The 23,537-nt window shown below is 35.8% G+C and carries 26 protein-coding genes and 1 riboswitch; of the genes, 6 read left to right on the plus strand and 20 right to left on the minus strand.

Features of this window, described 5'->3' with window-relative positions; all coding sequences use genetic code 11:
- Positions 1 to 8 precede the first annotated feature (8 nt).
- The gene (locus CDOMC_RS05505) at positions 9 to 521 is read left to right on the plus strand and encodes a PAS domain-containing protein (protein WP_172128622.1); all 513 of its coding nucleotides are present in this window, start codon (positions 9 to 11) and stop codon (positions 519 to 521) included.
- An 11-nt stretch (positions 522 to 532) separates the two neighbouring features.
- Positions 533 to 1,807 carry a methyl-accepting chemotaxis protein gene (locus CDOMC_RS10170; RefSeq protein ID WP_172128624.1) on the plus strand — a complete coding sequence of 425 codons (1,275 nt, stop codon included), beginning with the start codon at positions 533 to 535 and terminating at the stop codon, positions 1,805 to 1,807.
- 48 nt (positions 1,808 to 1,855) lie between these two features.
- On the opposite strand, the gene CDOMC_RS05515 is transcribed toward CDOMC_RS10170, so the two are convergent.
- A complete protein-coding gene (locus tag CDOMC_RS05515) occupies positions 1,856 to 2,293 on the minus strand; it encodes a GatB/YqeY domain-containing protein (protein ID WP_172128626.1) in 438 nt (145 codons plus the stop codon).
- Between the two features lie 88 nt (positions 2,294 to 2,381).
- Between CDOMC_RS05515 and CDOMC_RS05520 the strand changes: the two genes are divergently transcribed.
- The 3 genes from CDOMC_RS05520 to CDOMC_RS05530 all read left to right on the plus strand — a co-directional run bounded on the left by CDOMC_RS05520 (position 2,382) and on the right by CDOMC_RS05530 (position 5,695).
- Positions 2,382 to 3,155, plus strand: a complete 774-nt coding sequence (locus CDOMC_RS05520) for a pyridoxine 5'-phosphate synthase (RefSeq protein ID WP_172128628.1) — start codon at positions 2,382 to 2,384, stop codon at positions 3,153 to 3,155.
- Positions 3,143 to 4,060 (plus strand): 4-hydroxythreonine-4-phosphate dehydrogenase, encoded by a 918-nt coding sequence (gene pdxA, locus CDOMC_RS05525; protein WP_172128630.1) that lies wholly within the window; start codon positions 3,143 to 3,145, stop codon positions 4,058 to 4,060. Before CDOMC_RS05520 ends, pdxA begins: the two co-directional genes overlap by 13 nt.
- Before the next feature lie 93 nt (positions 4,061 to 4,153).
- Positions 4,154 to 5,695 carry an inorganic phosphate transporter gene (locus CDOMC_RS05530; RefSeq protein ID WP_172128632.1) on the plus strand — a complete coding sequence of 514 codons (1,542 nt, stop codon included), beginning with the start codon at positions 4,154 to 4,156 and terminating at the stop codon, positions 5,693 to 5,695.
- An 89-nt stretch (positions 5,696 to 5,784) separates the two neighbouring features.
- On the opposite strand, the gene CDOMC_RS05535 is transcribed toward CDOMC_RS05530, so the two are convergent.
- Together CDOMC_RS05535 and CDOMC_RS05540 are read right to left on the minus strand one after the other, a co-directional pair.
- Positions 5,785 to 6,237 (minus strand): hypothetical protein, encoded by a 453-nt coding sequence (locus CDOMC_RS05535; RefSeq protein ID WP_172128634.1) that lies wholly within the window; start codon positions 6,235 to 6,237, stop codon positions 5,785 to 5,787.
- 75 nt (positions 6,238 to 6,312) lie between these two features.
- A complete protein-coding gene (locus CDOMC_RS05540) occupies positions 6,313 to 8,865 on the minus strand; it encodes a bifunctional aconitate hydratase 2/2-methylisocitrate dehydratase (protein WP_172128636.1) in 2,553 nt (850 codons plus the stop codon).
- A 129-nt stretch (positions 8,866 to 8,994) separates the two neighbouring features.
- Here CDOMC_RS05540 and CDOMC_RS05545 point away from each other — a divergent pair, with 129 nt between their 5' ends.
- The gene (locus tag CDOMC_RS05545; RefSeq protein ID WP_172128638.1) at positions 8,995 to 9,462 is read left to right on the plus strand and encodes a methylated-DNA--[protein]-cysteine S-methyltransferase; all 468 of its coding nucleotides are present in this window, start codon (positions 8,995 to 8,997) and stop codon (positions 9,460 to 9,462) included.
- A 602-nt stretch (positions 9,463 to 10,064) separates the two neighbouring features.
- Here CDOMC_RS05545 and CDOMC_RS05550 read toward each other — a convergent pair.
- From CDOMC_RS05550 to CDOMC_RS05630, 17 genes are all read right to left on the minus strand, one after another.
- Entirely contained in the window at positions 10,065 to 10,928 is an 864-nt protein-coding gene (locus CDOMC_RS05550; RefSeq protein ID WP_172128640.1) for an EamA family transporter, read from the minus strand.
- A gap of 49 nt (positions 10,929 to 10,977) precedes the next feature.
- Positions 10,978 to 11,574, minus strand: a complete 597-nt coding sequence (locus CDOMC_RS05555) for a thiamine phosphate synthase (RefSeq protein ID WP_172128642.1) — start codon at positions 11,572 to 11,574, stop codon at positions 10,978 to 10,980.
- On the minus strand, positions 11,567 to 12,700 hold the full coding sequence (gene thiH / locus CDOMC_RS05560; RefSeq protein ID WP_218975693.1) for a 2-iminoacetate synthase ThiH: 1,134 nt from the start codon (positions 12,698 to 12,700) through the stop codon (positions 11,567 to 11,569). The genes CDOMC_RS05555 and thiH overlap by 8 nt, the downstream gene beginning before the upstream one ends.
- A 21-nt stretch (positions 12,701 to 12,721) precedes the next feature.
- Positions 12,722 to 13,495 (minus strand): thiazole synthase, encoded by a 774-nt coding sequence (locus CDOMC_RS05565; RefSeq protein WP_218975667.1) that lies wholly within the window; start codon positions 13,493 to 13,495, stop codon positions 12,722 to 12,724.
- On the minus strand, positions 13,492 to 13,686 hold the full coding sequence (gene thiS, locus CDOMC_RS05570) for a sulfur carrier protein ThiS (RefSeq protein ID WP_172128644.1): 195 nt from the start codon (positions 13,684 to 13,686) through the stop codon (positions 13,492 to 13,494). The genes CDOMC_RS05565 and thiS overlap by 4 nt, the downstream gene beginning before the upstream one ends.
- A 24-nt stretch (positions 13,687 to 13,710) precedes the next feature.
- Positions 13,711 to 13,810, minus strand: a riboswitch (TPP riboswitch).
- 43 nt (positions 13,811 to 13,853) lie between these two features.
- Positions 13,854 to 16,025 carry a hypothetical protein gene (locus tag CDOMC_RS05575; RefSeq protein ID WP_236861278.1) on the minus strand — a complete coding sequence of 724 codons (2,172 nt, stop codon included), beginning with the start codon at positions 16,023 to 16,025 and terminating at the stop codon, positions 13,854 to 13,856.
- Positions 16,026 to 16,087: 62 nt separating this feature from the next.
- Positions 16,088 to 16,609 (minus strand): LolA family protein, encoded by a 522-nt coding sequence (locus tag CDOMC_RS05580; protein ID WP_172128648.1) that lies wholly within the window; start codon positions 16,607 to 16,609, stop codon positions 16,088 to 16,090.
- The gene (locus CDOMC_RS05585; protein ID WP_170020434.1) at positions 16,606 to 17,031 is read right to left on the minus strand and encodes an acyl-CoA thioesterase; all 426 of its coding nucleotides are present in this window, start codon (positions 17,029 to 17,031) and stop codon (positions 16,606 to 16,608) included. Before CDOMC_RS05585 ends, CDOMC_RS05580 begins: the two co-directional genes overlap by 4 nt.
- A complete protein-coding gene (locus CDOMC_RS05590) occupies positions 17,031 to 18,650 on the minus strand; it encodes a glycosyltransferase family 2 protein (RefSeq protein WP_172128650.1) in 1,620 nt (539 codons plus the stop codon). The genes CDOMC_RS05585 and CDOMC_RS05590 overlap by 1 nt, the downstream gene beginning before the upstream one ends.
- 9 nt (positions 18,651 to 18,659) lie before the next feature.
- Positions 18,660 to 20,216 carry an AMP-binding protein gene (locus CDOMC_RS05595; protein ID WP_172128652.1) on the minus strand — a complete coding sequence of 519 codons (1,557 nt, stop codon included), beginning with the start codon at positions 20,214 to 20,216 and terminating at the stop codon, positions 18,660 to 18,662.
- Positions 20,213 to 20,551, minus strand: coding sequence for a hypothetical protein (locus tag CDOMC_RS10175; protein WP_236861279.1), 339 nt, complete (start codon positions 20,549 to 20,551; stop codon positions 20,213 to 20,215). The genes CDOMC_RS05595 and CDOMC_RS10175 overlap by 4 nt, the downstream gene beginning before the upstream one ends.
- Positions 20,552 to 20,732: 181 nt before the next feature.
- The gene (locus tag CDOMC_RS05605; protein ID WP_172128656.1) at positions 20,733 to 20,978 is read right to left on the minus strand and encodes an acyl carrier protein; all 246 of its coding nucleotides are present in this window, start codon (positions 20,976 to 20,978) and stop codon (positions 20,733 to 20,735) included.
- Positions 20,979 to 20,980: 2 nt separating this feature from the next.
- On the minus strand, positions 20,981 to 21,238 hold the full coding sequence (locus CDOMC_RS05610) for a phosphopantetheine-binding protein (RefSeq protein ID WP_170020444.1): 258 nt from the start codon (positions 21,236 to 21,238) through the stop codon (positions 20,981 to 20,983).
- On the minus strand, positions 21,219 to 22,016 hold the full coding sequence (locus CDOMC_RS05615) for a lysophospholipid acyltransferase family protein (protein WP_236861280.1): 798 nt from the start codon (positions 22,014 to 22,016) through the stop codon (positions 21,219 to 21,221). The genes CDOMC_RS05610 and CDOMC_RS05615 overlap by 20 nt, the downstream gene beginning before the upstream one ends.
- Entirely contained in the window at positions 21,976 to 22,644 is a 669-nt protein-coding gene (locus tag CDOMC_RS05620) for a beta-ketoacyl synthase chain length factor (protein ID WP_172128658.1), read from the minus strand. The genes CDOMC_RS05615 and CDOMC_RS05620 overlap by 41 nt, the downstream gene beginning before the upstream one ends.
- Positions 22,644 to 23,063 (minus strand): excinuclease ABC subunit A, encoded by a 420-nt coding sequence (locus CDOMC_RS05625; protein WP_172128660.1) that lies wholly within the window; start codon positions 23,061 to 23,063, stop codon positions 22,644 to 22,646. The genes CDOMC_RS05620 and CDOMC_RS05625 overlap by 1 nt, the downstream gene beginning before the upstream one ends.
- A 14-nt stretch (positions 23,064 to 23,077) precedes the next feature.
- Positions 23,078 to 23,533: a hypothetical protein gene (locus CDOMC_RS05630; RefSeq protein ID WP_172128662.1), complete on the minus strand. Its 456-nt coding sequence runs from the start codon at positions 23,531 to 23,533 to the stop codon at positions 23,078 to 23,080.
- Between the last annotated feature and the right edge of the window lie 4 nt (positions 23,534 to 23,537).

The raw sequence follows: 23,537 nt of genomic DNA on the forward strand, positions 1-23,537 counted from the left end.
AAGGAAAAATGAGTTATACATCAAATAGTTCAAAGGAGCGTCAAGTAAGCAGTGATGCTTTTTTGGTCTCAAAAACAGACACAAAAGGAAAAATAACATATTGCAATATGCCTTTTGCAGATATTGTTGGCGCTAAAAGCTCAGAACTTATAGGCAAACCGCACAATATAGTAAGACACCCTGATATGCCAAGAATTATTTTTAAATTTTTATGGGAATACATTAAAAATAAACAAGAAATTTTTGCATATGTCAAAAACAAAAGCTTTGACGGATCTTATTATTGGGTTTTTGCAAATGTTACAGCATCAATCGATGAAAAAGGCAACATCATAGGATATTACTCTGTACGCAGAAAGCCAAATCCTAAAGCACTTGAAATAATAATACCTTTATATCAAAGGCTTTTGGATGCAGAAAAAAGCGGTGGAATAGATGCTTCGGCAAAATTATTAGCACAAATTTTACAAGAAAAAAATACAAGCTATGATGAGCTAATGAATAATCTACAAAGACTATAAAAGGAAAAATTATGTTTTTTGGTAAAAAAGTAAATTATAATGAAATTTTAAGCGTTATCTCACAAGCTAGAAACGGTATTTTAGAACCTAGAATTTTAGACATAGATCCAAATGAACCTATAGGACAAATTGCACTTGGAATCAATGACCTTCTAGATCAAATAGAAGCTTTGCAAAGAGAGATGGGCACATGCGTAAAATCAGCAGAAAACGGAATAGTATACAGAAATATATTCGTAGAGGGCTTTAGAGGACTGTTTAAAAGCAATGCAGAGTCTATGAGTGAAGGCGTTGAAGGCATCAAAGCAGGACAAAAAGGTAAAACAAGAGGAGTTCTGTCAGAGAAATTTAGTGAACTTGGCAATGGAAATAGTGGCATTGTTGATGTGCAAAACGATCTTGATCAAAGCATTAAAAATTTAACAGAGATAGCCACAATGGCTCAGGAGACATCAAATAGAGCTAATGAAAGCATAGTAGCAGTAAACGAGCTTAGTTCTAATATGAGTGATTTAGAAAATCTTATAACTGACTCAAGCGAAGCTATAAGAAACCTAACAAACAGAACTGATGAAATTTCATCAGTTGTAAATCTAATTAAAGATATAGCAGAGCAAACAAACCTACTAGCTTTAAATGCGGCTATAGAAGCGGCACGTGCCGGAGAGCATGGGCGTGGATTTGCAGTGGTTGCCGATGAAGTAAGAAAACTGGCTGAAAATACACAAAAAGCAACAAGTGAAATAGGAATAAACATCCAAACACTTCAACAACAGACAAATGAGCTAAACGATAATTCAAATAAAATAACACAGATAGCCCAAGTTGCAAATGTAAGCGTTGCAAATTTTAGAGAGGCTATTAATGTATTCAGCCAAGGGGCTACAAAAACCGCTAAAATTTCAAAATATGTAGAAAATAAAACAGTAGGAATTATCGGGAAAATAACTCAGGTAACCTATCAACAAACCGCATACAATAACGTCATTAACGAAAGAGGAAATGACGAGGATATGCAAAGGCAATCTGATAATATGAGAAGCTGGTATGAAAATGATTGCAAAAACTACTTTAGCGGCTCAAAAAGTTATGATAAAATCAAGCTTCCGGCAGAAGAGATGAGTAGTTTGATTTACAAAAATCTACAAGAGTCCGAAAATGGCTACTCCATGAAAGATATTTCAAAATTTGTAGATAGATTTACAAAATTAAAAGAGCTTAGCAGCAATACATTTAAGATCATTGATGCTATGGTTGAAGAGAGTATATCAAACGATAAAAAATAATTTAACTACAAAAGAGATTTTAAAGATCTCTTTTGTAAATTTATAGATTTAAGAAAGAAGTTTTTTAGCACAATCGCTTATACTTTTGCCATCGCTTCTAGCGCCGATTTTTTCCTTTGCTATTTTCATTACCGTGCCTATATTAGCCCCGCTTCCGAGCTCATATATTATCGCTTCTATCTCGGCTCTTAGCTCATCCTCGCTTAGCTGTTTTGGCATGTATTCGCAGATAATCTTTATCTCGTTTTCTTCATTTTGCACCAAATCATCCCGGCCGCCTTTTTTATACTGCTCGACAGAGTCAATTCTACGTTTAATCTGAGTTTGAAGTATTGCAAGTACTTTTTCATCGCTCATTTCAACTCTCTCATCAACCTCAACCTGTTTTATTGCAGAGTTTATAAGTCTTAATGTATCACGCTTGAAGTTGTCTTTTTCTTTCATAGCAGTCTTAATATCTTCTAAAATTCGCTCTCTAATAGTCATGGTATTATCCTTTAAAATTTGATTTTAGATTATAACAATTGTAAATTTAAAGCAAAATTTAATATAATCGTCTTAAAAAGGACAAAAAATGCTTCTTGGTGTAAATATTGATCATATAGCTGTTTTAAGAGAGGCACGTAAAGTAAACGATCCTGACGTTCTGCTGGCTAGTTTTGAAGCCTATTTAGCAGGCGCCAATCAGATAACTATTCATCTTAGAGAAGATCGTCGTCATATAAATGAAACAGATGTAAAAAATATTATTACTCACTCAAAAATTCCTGTAAATTTAGAGTGTTCTGTTGACCCTGAGATAATAAATTTAGTTTTAAAATTAAAACCTTCAAGAGCTACGTTGGTGCCGGAAAAGCGCGAAGAGCTAACTACCGAAGGTGGATTAAATTTAGAAATACCAAAATTAAAAGAAGCTATAAAAAAGCTTCAAGAAAACGAGATAGAAGTATCTCTTTTTATAGATCCAACCGAGGAGAGTGTCCAGCTGGCACACGAGCTAAAAGCCGATTGGATAGAGCTTCATACTGGAGCATATGCAAATACTTATCTGATGTTAAACTCGAATCTAGCCAATACAAACTACTCAATTAAAGAGTTACAAAAAAGCAGAAATGAGCTAAAAGAACTTATAAATTTAGAGCTTGATAAGCTAAAAGAATCCGCTAAATTTGGAGATTATCTTGGCCTTAAGGTAGCTGCCGGACATGGATTGAATTATCAAAACGTAAAAGATATAGCATCTATTCCAGAAATTAAAGAGCTAAATATCGGACAAAGTATAATTGCCAGAAGTGTTTTTGTAGGACTTAAACAAGCCATAAAAGAGATGATAGAGTGCGTAAAATAGCAATTAGCTTAGGTGATATTAATGGCATAGGACCAGAAATTGTGCTAAAAGCTCATGAAGAAATTTCTAAATTTGTAACGGCAATCTACTGCATAAACAAAGACTTGTTAAGCCTTGTTGCTAAAAAGCTAAATCTTAGCATTCCAAGTGATATGAACTTTTATGAATGCGGAAAGTGTTTTGATATAAAGCCCGGCAAAATTAGCAAAAACAGTGGTAAATTTTCGTTTGACTCTTTTAAAAATGCCATAAAACTAGCCAAAAAAGGCAAGGTAGACGCGATAACAACTCTACCAATTAACAAAGAAGCTTGGAGTAAAGCCAAAGTGCCTTTTGTAGGCCACACAGATTATCTAAAGCATAAATTTAAAAAAGATGCGATAATGATGCTTGGATGCGACGAACTTTTTGTGGCACTTTTTACTGATCACATGGCCCTTAGTAAGGTGTCAAAAGAGATAAAATCAAAAAAATTTTATAAATTTCTCATATCACTTCAAAAATGCACAAAATTTGAAAAAATAGGAGTTTTAGGCTTCAACCCTCATGCAAGCGATAACGGAGTACTTGGCGGTAAAGAAGAAAATGAAATAAAAATAGCCATAGAAAAAGCTAACATATATTTTAAAAAAGATATTTTTATAGGCCCTCTTGTTCCAGATGCAGCCTTTAATCCAAGCTCTCTTAAAAATTTAAACAGACTAGTAGCTATCTATCACGACCAAGGACTAGCACCGCTTAAAGCGCTTTACTTTGATAAAAGCATAAACGTAAGCCTAAATTTACCAATAATTAGAACAAGCGTTGATCATGGAACCGCATTTGATATCGCATATAAAGGCATTGCTGACACCTCAAGCTATATAGAGGCGATCAAATTTGCAATAAAACTGTGCGATAGTTAAAATCATGTTTTATACGCAAATGTCTTAAATTTTGGCTATTTTAAAAAAATTATAGATATAATTATTGTACTTTGACTTATTCTGGAGGTCACCTTGTCACGCGATAATCTGTTCGCATTTATTCTATTTTCAGTAGCTACTATAGGATTTTTTATCTGGGGATACGAATACATCCCGTCTCACCATTTCTTACTATTTTTAATAGCCAGCATATTTGGTATATTTATGGCGTTTAATATCGGTGGCAACGACGTTGCAAACTCCTTTGGAACAAGCGTAGGAGCAAAGACGGTTACAATCAAGCAAGCTCTTATAATAGCTGCCGTATTTGAGCTAAGTGGAGCTATTTTCGCCGGAGGAGAGGTTACAAAGACAATTAGAGAGGGTATTATACGCTTTCCTGAAACCGGGATAGACCCGATGCTTTTCGTGCTTATTATGATGTCAGCACTATTAAGTTCTGGATTATGGCTATTTATCGCTTCTAAAAAAGGGCTTCCGATATCAACTACTCACTCTATAGTAGGAGGCATTGTAGGAGCTGGGCTTACTATGGGTTTTATGACAATGGACGGAAAAGAGGCGTTGGGTATGGTATCTTGGCAAGGTATTGGCAGGATAGCTATTAGCTGGGTCATCTCTCCGCTTCTTGGAGGAATTTTATCTTACTCGATATATAGCTATATAAAAACAAGAATTATAAATCCGACTAGAATTTCTACGATTGAGCTTAAAAAGCTTAAAAAAGAGAGAAAGAGCTTCAAGGAGCAGTATCTAAGAGATCTAAAAACAAAGCCAGCAGAAGAGCAAATAAGAATATTAAGCAAAATAGCGATAATAGACGAAGAGAATATAGACGCTGAAAAAAGCGAATACAAGATGGCTATAAAATCTATGAAAGAGCGCGAAAAAACAATAGATACCTTTAGAGCTATGAGAAAGCATATCCCTATCGTAGCAGCAGTAGGAGCGATTATAATATCTGCGATGATGCTATTTAAGGGGCTTAAACATCTAAATTTTGATGTAGGACTCATAGGAACCATCTGGATCATATGTGTTATAGGTATAGTAACATACCTTGCAACCTTGGCAATGATAAATGTAATGAGTAAAAGCGATGCCGAAAAAAGCACAAATAGAATTTTCTCTTGGTTTCAAATTTTTACAGCCTCATCATTTGCCTTTTCCCATGGAGCAAACGATATAGCAAATGCTGTCGGACCTTTTGCAGCTATTTTAGACGTATTAAAAACCGGAAGCATAAACGCTACTGCACCTATTCCAAATATAGCCATGATAACGTTTGGTATCGCACTCGTTGTAGGACTCTGGTTTTTAGGCAAAGAAGTTATCATGACCATAGGATCTAAACTTGCAGAGATACTGCCAACCACTGGTTTTAGCGCCGAGCTTGGAGCTAGCGCTGTGATACTATTTGCTACAAAGCTTGGTATTCCTGTTTCATCAACACATATTCTAATAGGAGCTGTTCTTGGAATAGGAGTCTTTAATAAGGATGCAAACTGGGCTATGGTTAAGCCTATCGTGCTTGCTTGGGTTATAACTCTACCGATAGCTGGTGGATCGGCAGCGATCATTTATGTCATATTAAAAAGTATTCTTGGATTATAAAATTAGCAAATACGAATGAAATTTATAAAAATATTTTAGGCTTCATAAAAATATAAAGAAGCCTAAAATATAAATTTGAAATTAGTGTTTTAATTGCACTTATATATATGAGCATAAACTACATATGTATCTAAAAATAAATCTTTATATCCGGCCTGTCTACCAACCTCGCAATCCATAATTTTTACTGAAAAAAATCCTTGGCGTTGACAAGTGCTTTTTTCTCTTACAATGACAGCTTTCATATTTTTACCAAAATAAGCAGTTTTATTCTTTAAGTCATTATATGCTTCTTGTTTTTTATTTTGATAAATTTCTTCATAAGTAAACATATAGCCACCATTATCTATATTTTTACCTACAGTATTACCAGAATTTCTACCTTCTACTTCACTTATAAATTCACAACCAGCTGGCACTTCTCTTAAAATAGGTATAGCTCTAGCTTCTGGATTTAAAATAATAGCTTCTTTCATACTGCAGCCAAAAAACAAAAAACCTATAGCGAAAAGCGTACCTATTCTAAAATATGATTTTTTCATAACAACTCCTTAGAAAAATACTACATTTTATCAAAAGAAATTATAAATTTAAATTAAACAAATCTATCAATAGAATTAAATTTTAAAATTCTCTATCTCATTAAAATTTAGATATCTGTAAATTTCATCCTCTTTGCCTGCGATTTTATGAGGAACTATCCTCATATACTCTTCCACGCTCGGAAGTCTTCCAAGTAGAGCGCAAACCGCGGCAAGTTCCGCGCTTCCAAGATAAACCTTTGCGCCAAGCCCCATTCGGTTGTCAAAATTTCTAGTCGAGGTTGAAAAGACAACGGCGTTATCCTCGACTCGCGCTTGATTTCCCATACAAAGCGAGCAACCGGGCACCTCTATACGCGCTTTTACACTTCTAAAGACGTCATAATACCCCTCACGTTCAAGCTTATCCTTATCCATCTTCGTAGGCGGCACAACCCAAAGGCGCGTAGGTATCTCGCCCTCGCCTCTTAGCACTTCGGCTAAAGCGCGGTAGTGTCCGATATTTGTCATACAGCTTCCCACAAAGACCTCATCGATCTTCTTGGCACGTCTTTCATCGGCTAAAATTTCACTAATAGTCGCCACATCGTCGGGATCGTTCGGACAAGCAAGTATCGGCTCGGTTATCTCGTCTAAATTTATCTCTATCACTTCGGCGTACTTGGCATTGCTATCGGCTTTTAGAAGGGTTGGATTTGCCAGCCACTCGCGCATCTTGTTAGCTCTTCGCTCAAGAGTCGCCCTGCTTTCATACCCTGCTTTTATCATCGCTTCAATGAGAGTTATGTTTGATCTTATATACTCTATCACTGGCGCTTTATCAAGAGCAACCACGCAAGCTGCCGACGATCTTTCCGCCGAAGCGTCGCTTAGCTCAAATGCCTGCTCTACTTTTAGGCTCTCAAGCCCTTCGATCTCTAAAATTTTGCCCGCAAAGATGTTTCTTTTATTTTTCTTTTCTATGGTTAGCAGCCCGCGCTTGATCGCATAATAAGGTATCGCATTTACTAGATCCCTAAGAGTAACACCTCTTTGAAGCCTGCCTTTAAATCGCACTAAAACGGACTCGGGCATGTTTAAAGGCATAACGCCAAGCACCGCCGCAAACGCCACAAGACCGCTTCCGGCTGGAAAGCTTATGCCGATAGGAAAGCGCGTATGACTATCGCCGCCTGTTCCAAGAGTATCGGGAAGCACCATGCGATTTAGCCACGAGTGTATGACGCCGTCTCCTGGTTTTAGGCTAACTCCGCCGCGAGAGTTCATAAATTTTGGCAAAGTCTTATGCGTGATCGCATCGCTTGGCTTAGGGTAAGCCGCCGTATGACAAAAGCTCTGAAGCACGAAATCGGCCGAAAATCCAAGGCTTGCAAGCTCTTTTATCTCATCTCTTGTCATAGGCCCCGTGGTGTCTTGACTGCCTACGGTCAAAGTCAAAGGCTCGACGTAAGAATTTGGTCGCACGCCTTGCATGCCGCACGCCTTTCCTACTATCTTTTGAGCCAGAGTAAAGCCAAATTCGCCATCATCCTTAGGCTGAGTAGGCTTAGTAAATATCTGCTCATCTCCCAAATTTAACGCCGCTCTAGCCTTCATGCAAAGCCCGCGACCGATGATAAGCGGTATGCGCCCGCCTGCTCTAAGTTCATCAAGTAGGGTATTTGGCATAAGCGTAAAGCGACTTACGACCTTACCCGCGCGCACTATCTCACCTTTATAAGGGTAAATTTCTATCTCATCGCCCATCTCAAGCGAGCTTACGTCAGCGATTATAGGTAGTGTGCCGCTATCTTCTGCGGTGTTAAAAAATATCGGAGCGATAGTCGTGCCGATAACTATGCCGCCTGTTTTTTTGTTTGGCACGCCGTAAATGTCTCGCCCTAAATGCCACTGGATAGAGTTGATACCGCTTTTTCTACTTGAGCCGGTACCCACGACATCGCCTGCGTAAACTACTTCACATCCGCTTTTTTTAAGCTCAGCTATCTTCTCAAGGCTTCCCGGCTGTCTTCTAATGAGCATCGCATTAGCATGAAGCGGGATATCGGAGCGAGTAAATGCCTCACTAGCCGGGCTTAGATCATCAGTGTTCGTTTCTCCTGGCACCTTAAATACAACCGCCTTTATCACCTCATCAAGCGGCTTACGCGATAAAAACCACTCTGCATTCGCCCATGAGGTTATAACTTCCCTAGCAAATTCGTTACTTTTGCTTAAATTTAGCACGTCATTAAAATAATCATGCACAAAAATAGTCTCTTTAAGCACCTCACAGGCAACCTTTGCCACTGCTTTATCGCTATTTTGAAGCGAGGCTATAAGCACGATCACGCTATATCCCCCAAGCATAGGCTTTAGCATGCTTACAGCGCTTAGCTTATCAACGCCAGCAATCTTAACATCGTGATTTATAATCTCGTTTAAAAATTCAGCCTTTACCTTAGCCGCATCATCAACGCCAGGATTTACTCTAGTGGCAAGTAAATTTATAAGCTCGGCTTGCCTTTTATCGCCATCTTTTAAAAGCTCGCAAACTTGCTTTGTCTGCTCAGCACTCAAAGCAAGCGGCGGAATACCGAGCGATGCCCTTTCATCAACGTGTTTTTCATACTCTTTAAAAAAATCCATTACCGATCCTTTTGCTTACTATAAATAAGCTGCAAATTTTAACTATTTAGTCCTATTTTATCCAAAAACGCATAAGAAACTAAACTAAAATTTGCTAAATTTAAGGATACGAAACCAAAAGGAGTAATTTTGCAAAAAACCCACTTAAAATCCCCAATAGGCATCTTAGAAATTTGCGCAGATGAAAACGGAATTTGCGAGCTAAATTTCGTGGATAAATTTGTAAAAACAGAGGTTAAAGATAAAAATTTAAAGCTTTGCTTAAAAGAGCTTGATGAGTATTTTAATGGAAATTTGCACGAGTTTAAATGCAAATTTCAAATTTCAGGTACTCCTTTTCAAAAAAGCGTATATGAAGCGCTGCTTAAAATTCCTTACGGAAAGACCATAACCTATGCCGAGCTAGCTAAAAACATAGAGAGGCAAAAAGCTTGCCGTGCGGTCGGCTCTGCAAACAGCAAAAACAAAATCCCTATCATCATCCCTTGTCACCGAGTGATTGCTGGCAACTCACTTGGCGGATACTCAGGCGGCGAAGGTTTAAAAACAAAAATTTGGCTGATAAATCATGAAGATACCCATAAATCAAATAATTAACTATATCAAAATATTTTTAAACCTGACTCTATACTGCAACTAAATATCATATATAATTTGACCAATATATTCAATCCAAAATAAAAATAAAAGCATCAAAAATATTTAGTTTGATAGGTGGCATAAAGTAGATGATTAAAAATGTTACTTAAATAAAGTTTTCTAAAAAACAAAAAAAGATTTAAAAAAGTATGCAATAAAATAGTACCTGTAAAATACTATAAAAGAAAAGCAAATATTATAGAACAAAAATATTACAATTATTGAATCTATATATTAATAGCACTTTGAAACTATTAAATATGAATATCAATATAAATAAAAAATAATACTATTAAAAACTATAAAAATATGATTATCATATACAAATCAAATTAGGATCTAAAACAAACAAAAGGGTACTAAAAACTATAATAAAACCAAATATAACAAATAGGCTCTATAATTATAAAAACAAATCTATATGGAATAAAATATTACACAATAAAAAATAAATTTAATCAATCATCAAAACAATAATTATTGAAACATATCACTAATGCGCCATAAAATTAAATAAACCAAATTATATACAAAAAGCATAAACCATTATTATCAAAAATCTAAATATTTTTTTGATAATAAGAGATTATTCTATTGTGAATTAGTAAGGACATATATATAACTACTCCACCGATGATAAGGCGCGCAAGGTCTGCATCCTTATGCCAAAATACTAAATTTACGATGATCGCAGCAGGTATAAGCGCGTTATTCATGATCGCCAAAGTGCCACTATCAACCTCGCAAGCACCTTTGTTCCACATAAAATACCCAAGTCCGCTAGCTCCGACCCCAAGCCATAGAAGCACTAAAGACTGAGTCGTATCAAGCGAAATTTTCTCAAAATTTCCAAACATACCAAACGCAAATCCCGTTACCAAGCAAGCTCCTACAAAAAACCAGCCAAAAAGACCCTTTTGTTCGTTAAATCCTTTATCTTCAAGTAAAAATTTATACGCACTCTGTCCAACGCCAAAGCATAAATTCGCACCCTGAACCATTAAAAATCCAAGCCAAAAGCTGCTATTTATACTGCCGTATTTGATGATAAAAGCTCCCAAAACCGCAACCGCAACGCTAAGTAGATAAAGAGGTCGCAAACGCCTAGCGAAAAGATCATAAACCACGCTCACATAAAAAGGTGTAAATATCGTAAAAAGCGCTACTTCAGGCACACTTAGATACAAAAACGAGTTATAGTAAAAGATATACATAGCTCCTATTTGAATAGCTCCGATAAGTGTGATTTTAGCGTACATGGCGGCATTTTTTGCCTCAAATTTCATAAAGGGCAAAAAGACCAAAAGCGCTAAAAAAACGCGCGAAAATGCCGCAAAATAGCTATCTACCCTGCCTGCTAAAAACTCCCCTATCAAACTAAAACTAAAAGCCCAAAGCAACGTTACAAAAACAAGTTTATTCACCGATTATCCTTAATAAAAATTTTAAAATGATAATAAATTAGCCTTAAATCTAGCTTCCCGCCGTCTGCGGCTCAAATTCCAAAAACTCCCTCATCATGCAAGCTCCACTAGCTCCAACATCCTTTATAAGGCTTAAATTTTTGAAATTTATCCCGCCGATAGCGTATGTTTTGATGTTTAAATTTGCACAAATTTCTTTTAAAAATTCTAGCCCTCTAGGTGGTGCACCCTCATGACTCTTAGTTTTAAAGATATGCCCTGCTATGACATAACTTGCACCTAAATTTTGTGCTAGAATGGCTTCGTCGAGAGAATGAACCGAAACTCCGATAGTTAAATTTTCATTTTTAACCAAGTCTCGTTTCGTTTTTGTCTCGTTAAATTTCAAAAACTCTCCAAAAGAAAGGTGTAAATTTTTAATTCCAAGACTTAAAGCAACATCCAAATGAGTATGCAAAATAAGCCTAGTGCTTGAATTTTTAGTGATTTTTAGCACCTCTAAGACCAAATGTTCATACTCGCACTCATCCAAGTCCTTTTCTCTTAAGATGACAGCATTTGGCTTTTTTTCGCTAACTATATGCGATAAATCTCCTAAAAAATCGCTACTTAAGTGCCTATTTGTAACACAAATGAGCTCAAACATAGATGTGATTACTCATCACAGGTTGCAGATTAAGAGCTAAGATATCTTTATAAATTTCATCCACTCCACGAGTATCGTCTATCTCAAACTGCTCATCGCCTCTTTTGACTCCATCCAAGTGAGTGCCGACTCCAACGCTAACTCCTGCTGAAATTTTGCTAGCGGCTACTTTTATGATACCGTTTCTAAATTTGGCATTCTCGCGCGTTGAGATCGTGATATTAGCAAAAGGAAGAAAAATTCTATAAGCGCAAATTACCTGAAAAAGGCTTTTTTCATCAACTTCGCCCGCATTTACTTCACTTTTATTTTTAGCAGGTCTTAGTCGAGGGCAGGATATAGCGATTTCTGCATGCGGGTATTTTTGCTGAATGAAATTTGCATGAATCGCCGTCGCAAAAGCATCTTTTCTAAAGTCATCAAGCCCAAGTAAGGCGGCAAATCCGACACCTCTCATACCGCCCATAAGAGCTCTTTCTTGAGCGTTAAAGCGGTAAGCAAAGCTCATCTTTTGTCCGCCGATATGAACCTTGGCATATTTTTCGGGACTATAAGTCTCTTGAAACACTATCACATAATCCACGCCACACTCATGCAGGTATGCGTATTCGTCAGAATTTAGCGGATAAATCTCAACTCCGACATTGCTAAATAGCTTTGAAGCCTCCTTGCAAGCTTCTCCGATATAGCTTAAATCGCGCTTCTTAGCACTCTCACCCGTAAGGATTAGCACGTCCTTAAGTCCGCTTTTTGCGATACTTTCAAGCTCTGTTTTTATCTCATCTACCTTTAGCCTTAGGCGCGAAATTTTATTATGCGAGCTAAATCCGCAATACACGCAGTTACTATCACAAAAATTTGAGATATAAAGCGGAGTAAAAAGCTCAATGCCGTTTCCAAAATGCCTTTTCATATCACTTTGAGCGCGCGCCGCCATCTCTTCTAAAAACTCGCCAGCCGCAGGACTTAAAAGCGCACGAAGCCCTTCTACATCGACACGACTCATACCAAGAGCTCTTTTTACATCAGACTTTGTATAGCCCTCATAGTTGTAGTTTTCACGCAAATTTAAGACACGATTCATCAAGCTTTTATCTATGCGCTGCATGCCGTCCATATAGCTCATCACGTCAAAATTTTTCACACCCTACTCCAAAAATCCGCTTAACGGACTAGACGCTCTTGCCGCTTCGCTAATCTCGCCAAGCCCCGCCAGATAAGCAAGCCTGCCAGCCTCAATAGAGAGTGCAAAAGCTTTTGCCATCGCTCGCACATCTCCTGAAGTGGCTATAGCCGTATTTGCCATCACGGCAGCGCAACCCATCTGCATAGCCTCACAAGCCTGAGCGGGGTTTCCGATACCTGCATCAACTATCACGGGCAGTTCTATCTCGTCTATTAAAATTTTGATAAATTCACGAGTGGCGAGTCCTTTATTTGTGCCAATAGGCGCGCCAAGAGGCATCACGCAAGCAGCACCTGCATTTACAAGATCGCGCGCTACGTTTAGATCAGGATACATGTAAGGCATCACGATAAAGCCCAAATTCGCAAGTTTTTCCGTCGCTTTTATCGTCTCGTAGTTATCAGGTAGCAGATATCTGCTGTCTTTTATACACTCGACTTTAACGAAGTCGCCACATCCAAGCTCACGCGCAAGTTTTGCGATACGCACGGCTTCATCGGCGTTTCTGGCTCCTGAGGTGTTTGGCAGGATGGTAATATCCTTCGGGATAAAATCAAGTATATTTTCACTTCCGCCTTCATTTACTCTGCGAAGCGCGAGTGTAACGATCTGAGCTTTTGCGTCTTTTATCGCAGCCTCAAGTAAAGTTAAAGAAAACTTACCAGAACCCAATATAAAGCGAGAGCTAAATTTATGCCCGCCAAGCTCTAAAAAATCATCTTTAATATCCATCATCCACCACCTACAAAACAAACTATCTCGACTCTATCTCCATCATTGAATTTGGAGTCAAATTTATCCCTCGGCAAAATCTCGCCATTGATTTCCACAGCCATATACTCTTTATTGAATCCTTTTTGACAAGCGAATTCATGGACGCTTTTTCCGATGAAGCCACTCTCATCTTTTCCGTTTATAATAAGCATATTTTTTCTTTGGGTTAAATTTGCATCAGAAGTAGCGCATCTTCCTACGTCGGCATTATCCGCTTCAGGTTTAAGGGTCTAAGGCCTGCGCCTAATCTCAGCTAACACTCCCCTGACACTTCTTGTGATTATACTTATTTTTTCTAAATTTACGCAAGCTTATTTGGCTATCTTGACTCGCTCTTCACGCTTAAAATACTAGCCGCCAATGCATAAAAAACTATACTCAAACTAACGCAAAGTCCAAATAGACTTATGGCGTTTGTCGAACTAAAAGAGAGCATAAAAAATGATATAAAGCTCGTCAGCGATGCGGCCAAAATACCAAAAATACGCTCGTCACTCACTAAATCTTGATTCATTGCAAATATCATATAATCAATCCCAACAGCACTTGCCAATATGAGTCCAAATACGACGAATATATTTACATGAAGATTAAAAATAACAAATCCGCACAATACTATAAGTACACCAAGAGCAATAAGGCTCATTACAATAAAAGCTTTATTAAGTCCAAAAAATAACCATAAAATCACAAAAGCTATGCAAAATGCGGCTATCTTTAATATCACCGCAGAGTGCTTTGCCTCGGTAAAATTTTGATTTAGAGTATCTACAAAATTAACACTAAAAGCATTATACTTAGCTAAGATCTCGCTGCTTTGATTATTTTTTATAAATCCATCGGCATATATTATGCTACTTTTATTCTCTAACATAAATTTTCTAAATTCTCTTGCTAAATCGCTACTTAAAATTTCATCAACACTCAGCGTATTTAAATTAACAATCCTCTTAAATTCGGCCTTTAATAGCTCCTCATCAATGCCTAAGCTTTGATAAAAACCAGATATTTTACTATCGATTTTAGCCTTTTTAAATAGCTCTTTTATACTATCTTGCTCTGCTTGGCTTAAAAATATTTTTGAAATTGCCGAGTAGTCTTGAATCAATTTTGCATTTTTAAGCTCCTTTATCAAAGCTCTTTCTTTAGCTACTATATCCTTGTCCGCTCTAACTACTATCATTAAATTTGAGACGTTTGCACCTGTTATATGTGCGATTTTTATGGAATCATCAAGCAAATTTTGCGGAGAATTAGAATAATCTCTAATATTATCACTCACAATTATTTTAGAAAAATTTATCATCAAAAACGAAGAAGAGATAATAAATAGTAATATTAAAAATTTAAATCCTATTTTCTTTGACAATAAAATGCAAAAACTATGAAACCATATCAAAATTTTACTAAATCCAATACTCTGTGAAAAAATCTTGCCCTCCAGTAATAAAGGCAAGCAAAAATATGTGAATAAAAACGCTCCAAACAGTGTAAAAAATGAAAACACCGCGACCTGTCTTAATAATTCAAGAGGAGCTAAGATAAATACCGCATATCCACTCATAGTGATAAAAAGACCTAGTATAAAAATTTTTAGCATACTTTGTATACTGTGGCTTTGTATCTTTTGATTTTTAAATTTACCAAGCCAGTGAAGTGCGAAATCAAACATTAGTCCAACGAGGCTAGTGCTAATAATAACCACCATAACATGAAGCTGATCAAACAGCAAAAGTGAGGCGCAAAATCCACAGGCAAATCCAAAAATAGCTATAAAAACGATATTAAAAATTGAGAAATTTCTAAATGCAAGCAGTAAAAATAGACTAGTAAGAGCCAAAGAAATAAGACTCATATATAAGCTCTCTTTATCGGCATCCATCTTTGCAAAAGCCCCATAAAGCGCACCGGAGCTTATATATGTTTTATAATTTTTAATACTAGATTGCGCTTTTAACTCTTGATAAAATTTAATAAGTTCTTTTGGATCGTAATTTGGTTTCAAACGTGCTTTTACGAGAAAAAAATTGCCATCTTCGCTCTTAATCTCAAGCATCATATCGCTTATATTCAATCTTATTTTTTCATCAAACATACTTGAGTGAGTCGCAAGTGCGAAAAAATCATCCCTTGCGCTTAAAGGCCTAAATATAAATTGATTTAAAAAACTTTCTGCACTCTCTTTAAAAAACTCATCAGTCTTATTTATAATTTTATCTACGGCAGATCTATTTAATAGAGCTAATTTTAAACGTCCAAGGTCATCTAAATATTTTTTTGTATCGATATCAACAGTAGCGCTAAATTTTTCAAAAAGTCCGGTTTTATTAGCCAAAATTTCCGTGCTTTTCATAAACTCTTTCGAGTCTGAAACAAGTAAAAATTCATTTGACAAATCATCTTGCATAGATTTTAATACAAGCTGTTCGTTTTGATTATCTTTAAAATTTATAAGTGAAAAAATATCGGTTTCAAGTCGGTTTATATTCACAAAAATATAAAAAACGGAGACTAAAAAAATAGAAGCAAACAGTATAAAAATCGAGATTTTTTTCATCTTATGTCATAAAATTCATTTATCGTCTTATCACCGCTAACCTCAGCCAATTCGATTTTTTCTACAAATTTATCTCCAAATACTGATATATAAGAAAAAATTTGCCTAAATAAAATATTTTTTGGCTTTAGATCTATTTTCCAGCCATTTTGAAGGCTTAAAATTTGGATATCAAACTCTTTTTTAAGCTCATCCAGATCAAGTTTAACGATTGACAAAAAGAGCTTTTTATCAAAATTTTGTCCTATTTTTACTAAACCCTCACCTCTTTGCTCAAAAATTCCATCCTCTCCTATGATAACTTTTGCATTAATAGGCTTTAAAGTGTGCCAGATAAGCTCGCTCTCTTTCAAAGAAAAATTTCCATAGCTCTTAAAAGCATTAGGAAATCCGACTAAAATCTTAGTTTGAGTGAAATTTCCATCTATATTTTGAGTTTTTATATTAGCCCTTATATCCTCAGAGCTTATAGCAAAAAGGCTGATTGTAGTAGTCAAAATAGCTAATAAAATTTTCATTCCGAACTCCTTTTAAGGTACTTTTCGACAGCTTCCTTAAAGCTATCCGGCATAATAGTACAAGTCTCTTTATTTATCATATCTATAGCGATTTGTGAGGTGTTGGCAACGCTTATCTTCTCTTTGGTCTTATGATTTTTAATTAGATAAGATATCTTTAAAAAGCTTTCAAAATCCACCAATCTAGCTTCCACCTCAATCTCATCTGCGAAAAATACAGGCCTTACATATTTGATATCAAGTTTCACGATAGGAAAGGCAAAGCCATCTTTTTTCATGTTTTCGTAGTTATAGCCTATCTCGTCTAGCAGCTCGCAGCGTGCAGTCTCTAAGTATTTTACATAATTGCCGTGCCATACGACATTCATAGAATCCACATCAAAAAATTGAGCTTTTATTATAGTTGTTTTTGAGATTTGCACTACTGCCTCCAAAAATCATAAAAGTTAAACCATTGCTCGGGAGTCTGCTTGCAGCGATGCTCTAGCTCGTTTACATAATTTTTCAAATAAGGCCTCACGCTAGTTACTTTATCCCTCGAAAGCTTTATCTCGTCTGCTATCTTAGTAAATTCTATCCTAAATTTATCATTTATCTTTTGGCACCAAAGAGAGCTTATTTTTACTCCCAAAATACCGGCTATTATATATGGGCCGTGATTAAATTTAGCCTCTTTTCCCAAAAAGCTTATATTTGTAAATTTATCTCCGTTTATCGGCACGCGATCTCCCATTATACCTATATGAGTTCCGCTATCTACAATGGTTTTAAGCTCCAGCATAGCTCTTACGTCAAGCTCGTTTACAAGCAGTATTCGTATCTTTTCCCCGCTTATCTCGTTTATGATATCGTTAAATTTTCTAACATTCTCGTCATATGCCAAAATAACTATTGCAAAGCCGTCCACGCTTGTGGCTAGCTTTTTACAAATTTCAATATTTCCAAGATGAGCGGTCAATAAAATTTGACCTCTTTTTGCTCTTGTTAGCTCGGTTTTTACATATTCTACATTTACTATATCAAGTTCTTGAAAGCCTATTTTGCCTTTCCATACACGAAATTTATCGCAAATAGCCACACCAAATTGATAAAAATTTCCAAATACGCTTGTGTTTTTTAGCACATTTTCGCCTGCAAAATTTGCTAAATTTCGCCTAAATTCTTCTATGTTCTCACGCTCTTCTTTAGAAGTAAGATAGTAAAAAAACACAACTATCTTGATCACAAAATTTAGTAAAAATACTGGCAGATATTGAGTCAAAATCAATGTGAGCCTTAAAAAAAAGCTATTTGACTTCTCGTTCTTCTTCCACCACAGCTCACTATTGTTTTTAGAAAAAAGCTCCTGAAAGATAAATTTAGGCAGAGAAAAAAATCCTCTAGCATGCATAAGACTTATCATTGCATTATCTCTAAGCATTTTAAAATGAGATATTCCGCATTCTTGATAACTCACTCTTATATCTATCCACTGAGTTTTTAGCCCGCATCTATGTGCGTTTACAAGGATTTCTATATCAAATTCCATCCTATTTGTCTTGCTTATTTTTATAGCCTCTTCTATCTCTTTAAGAGGATAGATTCTAAAGCCGCACATCGCATCTTTTATCTTAAGACTCAGTGTATTTATAGCCACCCAAAAATTTGTAATCTTTCTTCCATAAACCCTTGACTTTGGAGCGGTATTGTCATAGATGGGGTTTGCGCATATTATATCTTTAGGAAATTTATTACTAATCTCTAAAAATTCATCTATCATGCTTACATCATGTTGAAAATCTGCATCAACCTGAAGCACATGAGTAAAGCCATTATCAATAGCAAACTTAAACCCATCTTTCATAGCGGCACCCTTGCCGCCATTACTCTTACGCTCTAATAGCAATATATCTTTAATCCCTTTTAAAACCTCTTTGCTGGCTTCATCAGAGCCATCATCCACGATAATAATATCAAGCTTATAAGCTTTTAGAGCCTCTATTAATTCATTGATGCGCTCTGGATGATTATAAAATGGTATCAAAAAGGCGTATTTGCTCATCCAAATTTCCTAATAAACAACTCTACCCATAGAACATTTTTCATCATTGCAAAAAATTTCAAAATATACTCTATTCTCTTTTTTCTCTATAAATATATCAAGTCTATCGTTTGGACGAACAAATTTGATATATTTTAGATTCTCTATCCTTGACGCACCGCTTAAATCTATACCTATTGACCTTGCCAGCTCGAAAATAAAATCAAGCTGCATAAAACCAGGAATTAGAGGTAAATTGGGAAAATGATTGGTGAAAATTTCAAGCTCCGCACTCATAACAGAGCTAAATTTACTCTTGCCATCTTCTAATATCTTATGCTCCCATTTTGGACAAATACTTCTAAACAAAACATTTGCAAACTCATGTTTTGCAAATTTACCTTGAGAATTTCTAGGCAGACTATCAACTATCTTAAAATATCTAACACTATTTTTAAACTCGTTTTTAAGGATATTTGAAAGCTCTGCTACTATACCCTTTTTACCATATCGTCTAAATTTACGTATCCCGTTTTCATTTAATACCAAAAGTGCAGCTAGACGCTTAAAATTTGGATGTATTTCGCAGTAGCAATCACTTAAAATTCCGCTTTCAAATAGCTTTTTCTCGATACTCTCCAGGCTTACACGCTTATCGTTTAGCTTTACTATGCGATCTATCCTTCCTTTTAATATAAGTCTGTCACCGCTTACTTCTGCCCAGTCGTTACTTTGAAAAAACTCGCACCAAGGAGAGCTTACGCCAAGGGCTTCACGCTCATCAAATTTGGCTTTAACAGCACTAAACAATCTAAGTCCATCACCAAAATTTCTAGCCACTACACCCGTCTCTGTGCTGCCGTATATGTCGACTATCTTTGCATTACAAAGTCTAGCTAACTCCTCTCTAAGCGTTTTTTTTAGCTCAGATCCCGCACTTATTATCCACTTTAGCTCTCTTATCTCGCTTGATCTTGGGCTTTTAATTAGCGCTTGAAGCAACACTGGACTGGTAATAAATATATGATTTTTAAGATCTAGTTCAAGTATTCTCTCCGAATAGTTCATCTCTTTAGAAACAACTTTTGCGCCAAGAATGATTGGCAAAAAGACCTTATATGTAAGCCCAAACATATGCTGATGAGAGACACTTGAAAAAAATATACCATCACTCTCAAAGCCAAATTCTTTAGCCAAATAAGTTGATTCTGTTATCATATCGGATAGTTTTTTTTCTATCCTTTTACTCTCTCCGCTTGAGCCTGAAGTCTTTAGAAAAAATCTGCAATCCTCGCCAAGCAAAATCTCTTCATTGCAATCAACATCAATATAGCTGCCAAAATTCTCGCTATCCACGTAGCTCTTATCGCTACTAAAAATTGGCTTTGGTAAAATATCCGGTGCAAGTCCCGCCATCATAGAGCCAAAAAATGCTACGCAAAAATCAAATGTATCACTTAGATAAATTTCAATCTCTCTTATATTATTTTCTTTTATCTTTTTTGCAAACTTCAATGCATTTACATATACGTTTCTATCGTCATCTTCAAATCTGAAGTTTTGTAACTTATTACTAAATTCTCTCATACTTTTAAAACAATCTTTCTATATAAAATTTCTCCGCCAAATAGCACTCCCATTATCATATAAGATATCACTCCACTATAAAGGCTCCAATAAATTTTATCTTCCATCAAAGACAATACATATGCGACTACACCGTTTATTACAAAAAATACACACCAAATTTTAGTTAGCTTTCTTGTGTATATTACGCCATTTTGATCTAAATTTGGCTCTTTTAGCCTTGCTATCTTAGTTATTAAGGCTTCATTTCTTAGGCTATTTGCAAATATAGCCAAAAACAAAAGACTCATTAAAACCGGATACAAAAAGGCTAGATTAGTTCCTCTAAAAATCATACAAAGCATAAAAAAAACAGCTATAAAAAAGCAGATATATTTAAAATTTCCGCTTTCAAAAAATCCCCTAATCGCCCATAAAATCCCGAGCAGACAAAGTATCCATATACTTAAACAGCTTGCGAAAAAAATAGCAAATGGATAAATGACGCTAAATATCGTAAGGATAAATTTAAGCGCCCTAAGCTTCAAATTTCTTAGCCACCGCTTTTACAATATCATCAAGGGTTTTTACATTCTTAAAATCCTCAGGCATAAGCCTATATCCGGTCTTTCTCTTGATATAATCAATCATATCTATAGCGTCTATACTATCTATCTGCAAATCTTCGTATATGAGCGTCCCTGGCTTTATTCTGTCCTCTTCTATTTCGAAAAGTTCGGTCAAAGCATCTTTTAAAATTTGAAAAATATCATCTCTTGTCATCTTTATTTCCTATTTTCAAAAATATATTTCGTAAGCGTCTCAACGCTATAAAAAATCTCTTTTAAATTTGCCGTTTTTGAATCAAGTATGAGCCCGTATCTCTTTTGAACTGCCAATCCAAGTTCCAAAGCATCTACGCTATCAAGCCCTAAGCCATCATTAAAAAGTGGTGCACTCTCATCTATATCGCTAGGCTTCATATCCTCTAAATTTAGGCTATCTATAATCAGCTCTTTGATCTCATTGATTAAATTTTGCATCTTTAAATTCCTCCTTGTAAATTTCACTCATATATAAATGCAACTTCCTAGCCCTTATTGGATCTGGTTTTTGACTTTTAAAATCCTCCAAATTCAGGCTAAAAAGCTCCTTAAACTCATATTTTATCACAACATCTGGTGTCTTATACCAAGGCTCCTTTTTTCTAAGACTCCTTGGATACATATTTATACCTATTGCAATCATTTCACTGGCTCCTTTAACAGCCATATAAGCTGCCGCCTTATGAAAAATTATCTCATCTTTGGTTCTTGTTCCCTCTGGAAATATTATTAAGCTCTCGCCTTTTTTCAAAGCATCTACGGCTTTTTGTAAAAGCTCTTCATTTTGCGTATTCGGTATATAGTTACAAGCTTTTATAGCGGCGAACAAAAATATATTTTTTTCAAGCTCTCCTTTAACAACACAATTTGCGCGTCTAACTCTAGATATCAAAAACACCACATCTAAAAGCGAAGGATGATTCGCTACTATCATCTGAGCGCTTTTTCCAAGCTTAGTTTTTATTTCATATTTATAATCAAGATAGCCAAACACTCTCGTAATCTCTATAAAAATCTTCCACGAAATCCAAACTGTATCGCGGGCAAAATTTTGAATAAACTTAATCTTATTCAATCTAAAAACCACAATTGGTATAAAAATCATATTTCCAAGCATGCATATAAGTCCAAAAATAGCAAATAGCGTGCCGGTAACTAGCTGCTTAAAGAGATGCTTAAGGTTCATAATCCCATTGCCAAGTCGAACTATTGTCACTGCTTTGCCAAGATGATTTTTTAGATGGATCAAAATTTTGTAAAAATTTGATCAGTAAATTTTCATCATTTTTGCTCTGTTTTTCTAACTTAGCGAGCCTTAAATTTTCACCTCTACTCACTATAAGGGCTGCCATACAAGAAGCTGAATTCTCAATGTAGTAGCTTTGCTTGATAGCTTCATGGTATGCTATCACAAGCACTTTATCTACGCCTTCGTTAAAGTACAAACTAGCTTCAATCAAAGCATACTCAAGAGGCGCAAAGGCTGAAATAGCCGAAATTTCACTATTATTTTTCATGCTTATACTAAGCAGTGAAGAAAGAGCATTATGAACCGACAAAGAAAAAGATGTAGGAGATATAAGCTCATTTGCCGCAAGAGTTTTTTCGAGCTCAAAACATCTATTTATCTCTCCCGCGTATGAGCTAAAAACTACTGGGATATCGAAGGTTTTAAATTCTTTCGTCAAATCGAACGCACACTTAGCGGCTTTGCTTAATCTGCGTCTTTCAAGTGGAGGAATATGTGAAATTTCAAAATCCCTCTTGTATCTTAAAAGAGTAGTATCTTCACAATCGTCAAAAACAATAGCATCAAAAAAATCTACACTAAAGCTTAAATTCATTATTTAGCTATATCGCCTCTTAACGTTACCCCTGCCATTAAAGCACCGGCGCCACACTGAAACTGAGTCTTTGAGTCAAAAGGTTGCTTTTTATAATATCCAGTGATATTTATTACTCTAGTTCCACCCTCTCTTACAGCCCTTTCCTGAAAAGTTTTAAGAGCTGATAAAAACGCCCGTTCACAAGCTTCTTGATCGCTTTTATTAAAAGCATTTGTCTTTTTATTAGACATTAGATCTTTTTGCAGTATCTCACCCTTGCTTCCGGAACCAAAGCTAAATTTTATATTAGGATTTAGCACTCTTATGGCCTTCGGCGAAGTTAAAAGATTATCTATAGAAAAATAAAGCACTTCATCACGCGCACTCAAACCGACTCCTAATGCTAAAATAGCAATTGCTGTAAAAAATTTATTCATATTCTTTCCTCGATTTAGTTTTTCAAATCAGCCCTCAAAGCAACAGTAGTTTTTGTTCCGCCTACAGCACATTGAAATTTATCTCTGCTATCATAAATTTCATTTTTAAAATTTCCTTGAATATTGACTATAGTTTTAGACCCATTTTTTTCGGCTACCTTTTGTAAATTCCTTAACGCAGCCAAAAATGCATAATAGCAAGATTTTGTATAATCAACCTTTGGTTCTTCATCTTGATAGTCTTTATTAAACATATTATCTGGCTTATCTCTATATCTTATAGTAGAGCCATTGACCTTAATTGATTTCAACTCTTCGTGGTGTTGTTTAGAAAACTCCATAATAAAATCACTTCTTACATACTCCGAAGCCCTTTTTAAATTTAAAGCATCTGCTATATTATGATAAAAAATTTGATCCTTACCAAGAGCAAATACACTAAACACAGCTAAAGCAATAAGCTTTTTCATAATA

The sequence above is a fragment of the Campylobacter sp. RM16192 genome (genome assembly GCF_004803855.2).
In the GTDB taxonomy this organism is placed as follows: Bacteria; Campylobacterota; Campylobacteria; order Campylobacterales; family Campylobacteraceae; genus Campylobacter_A.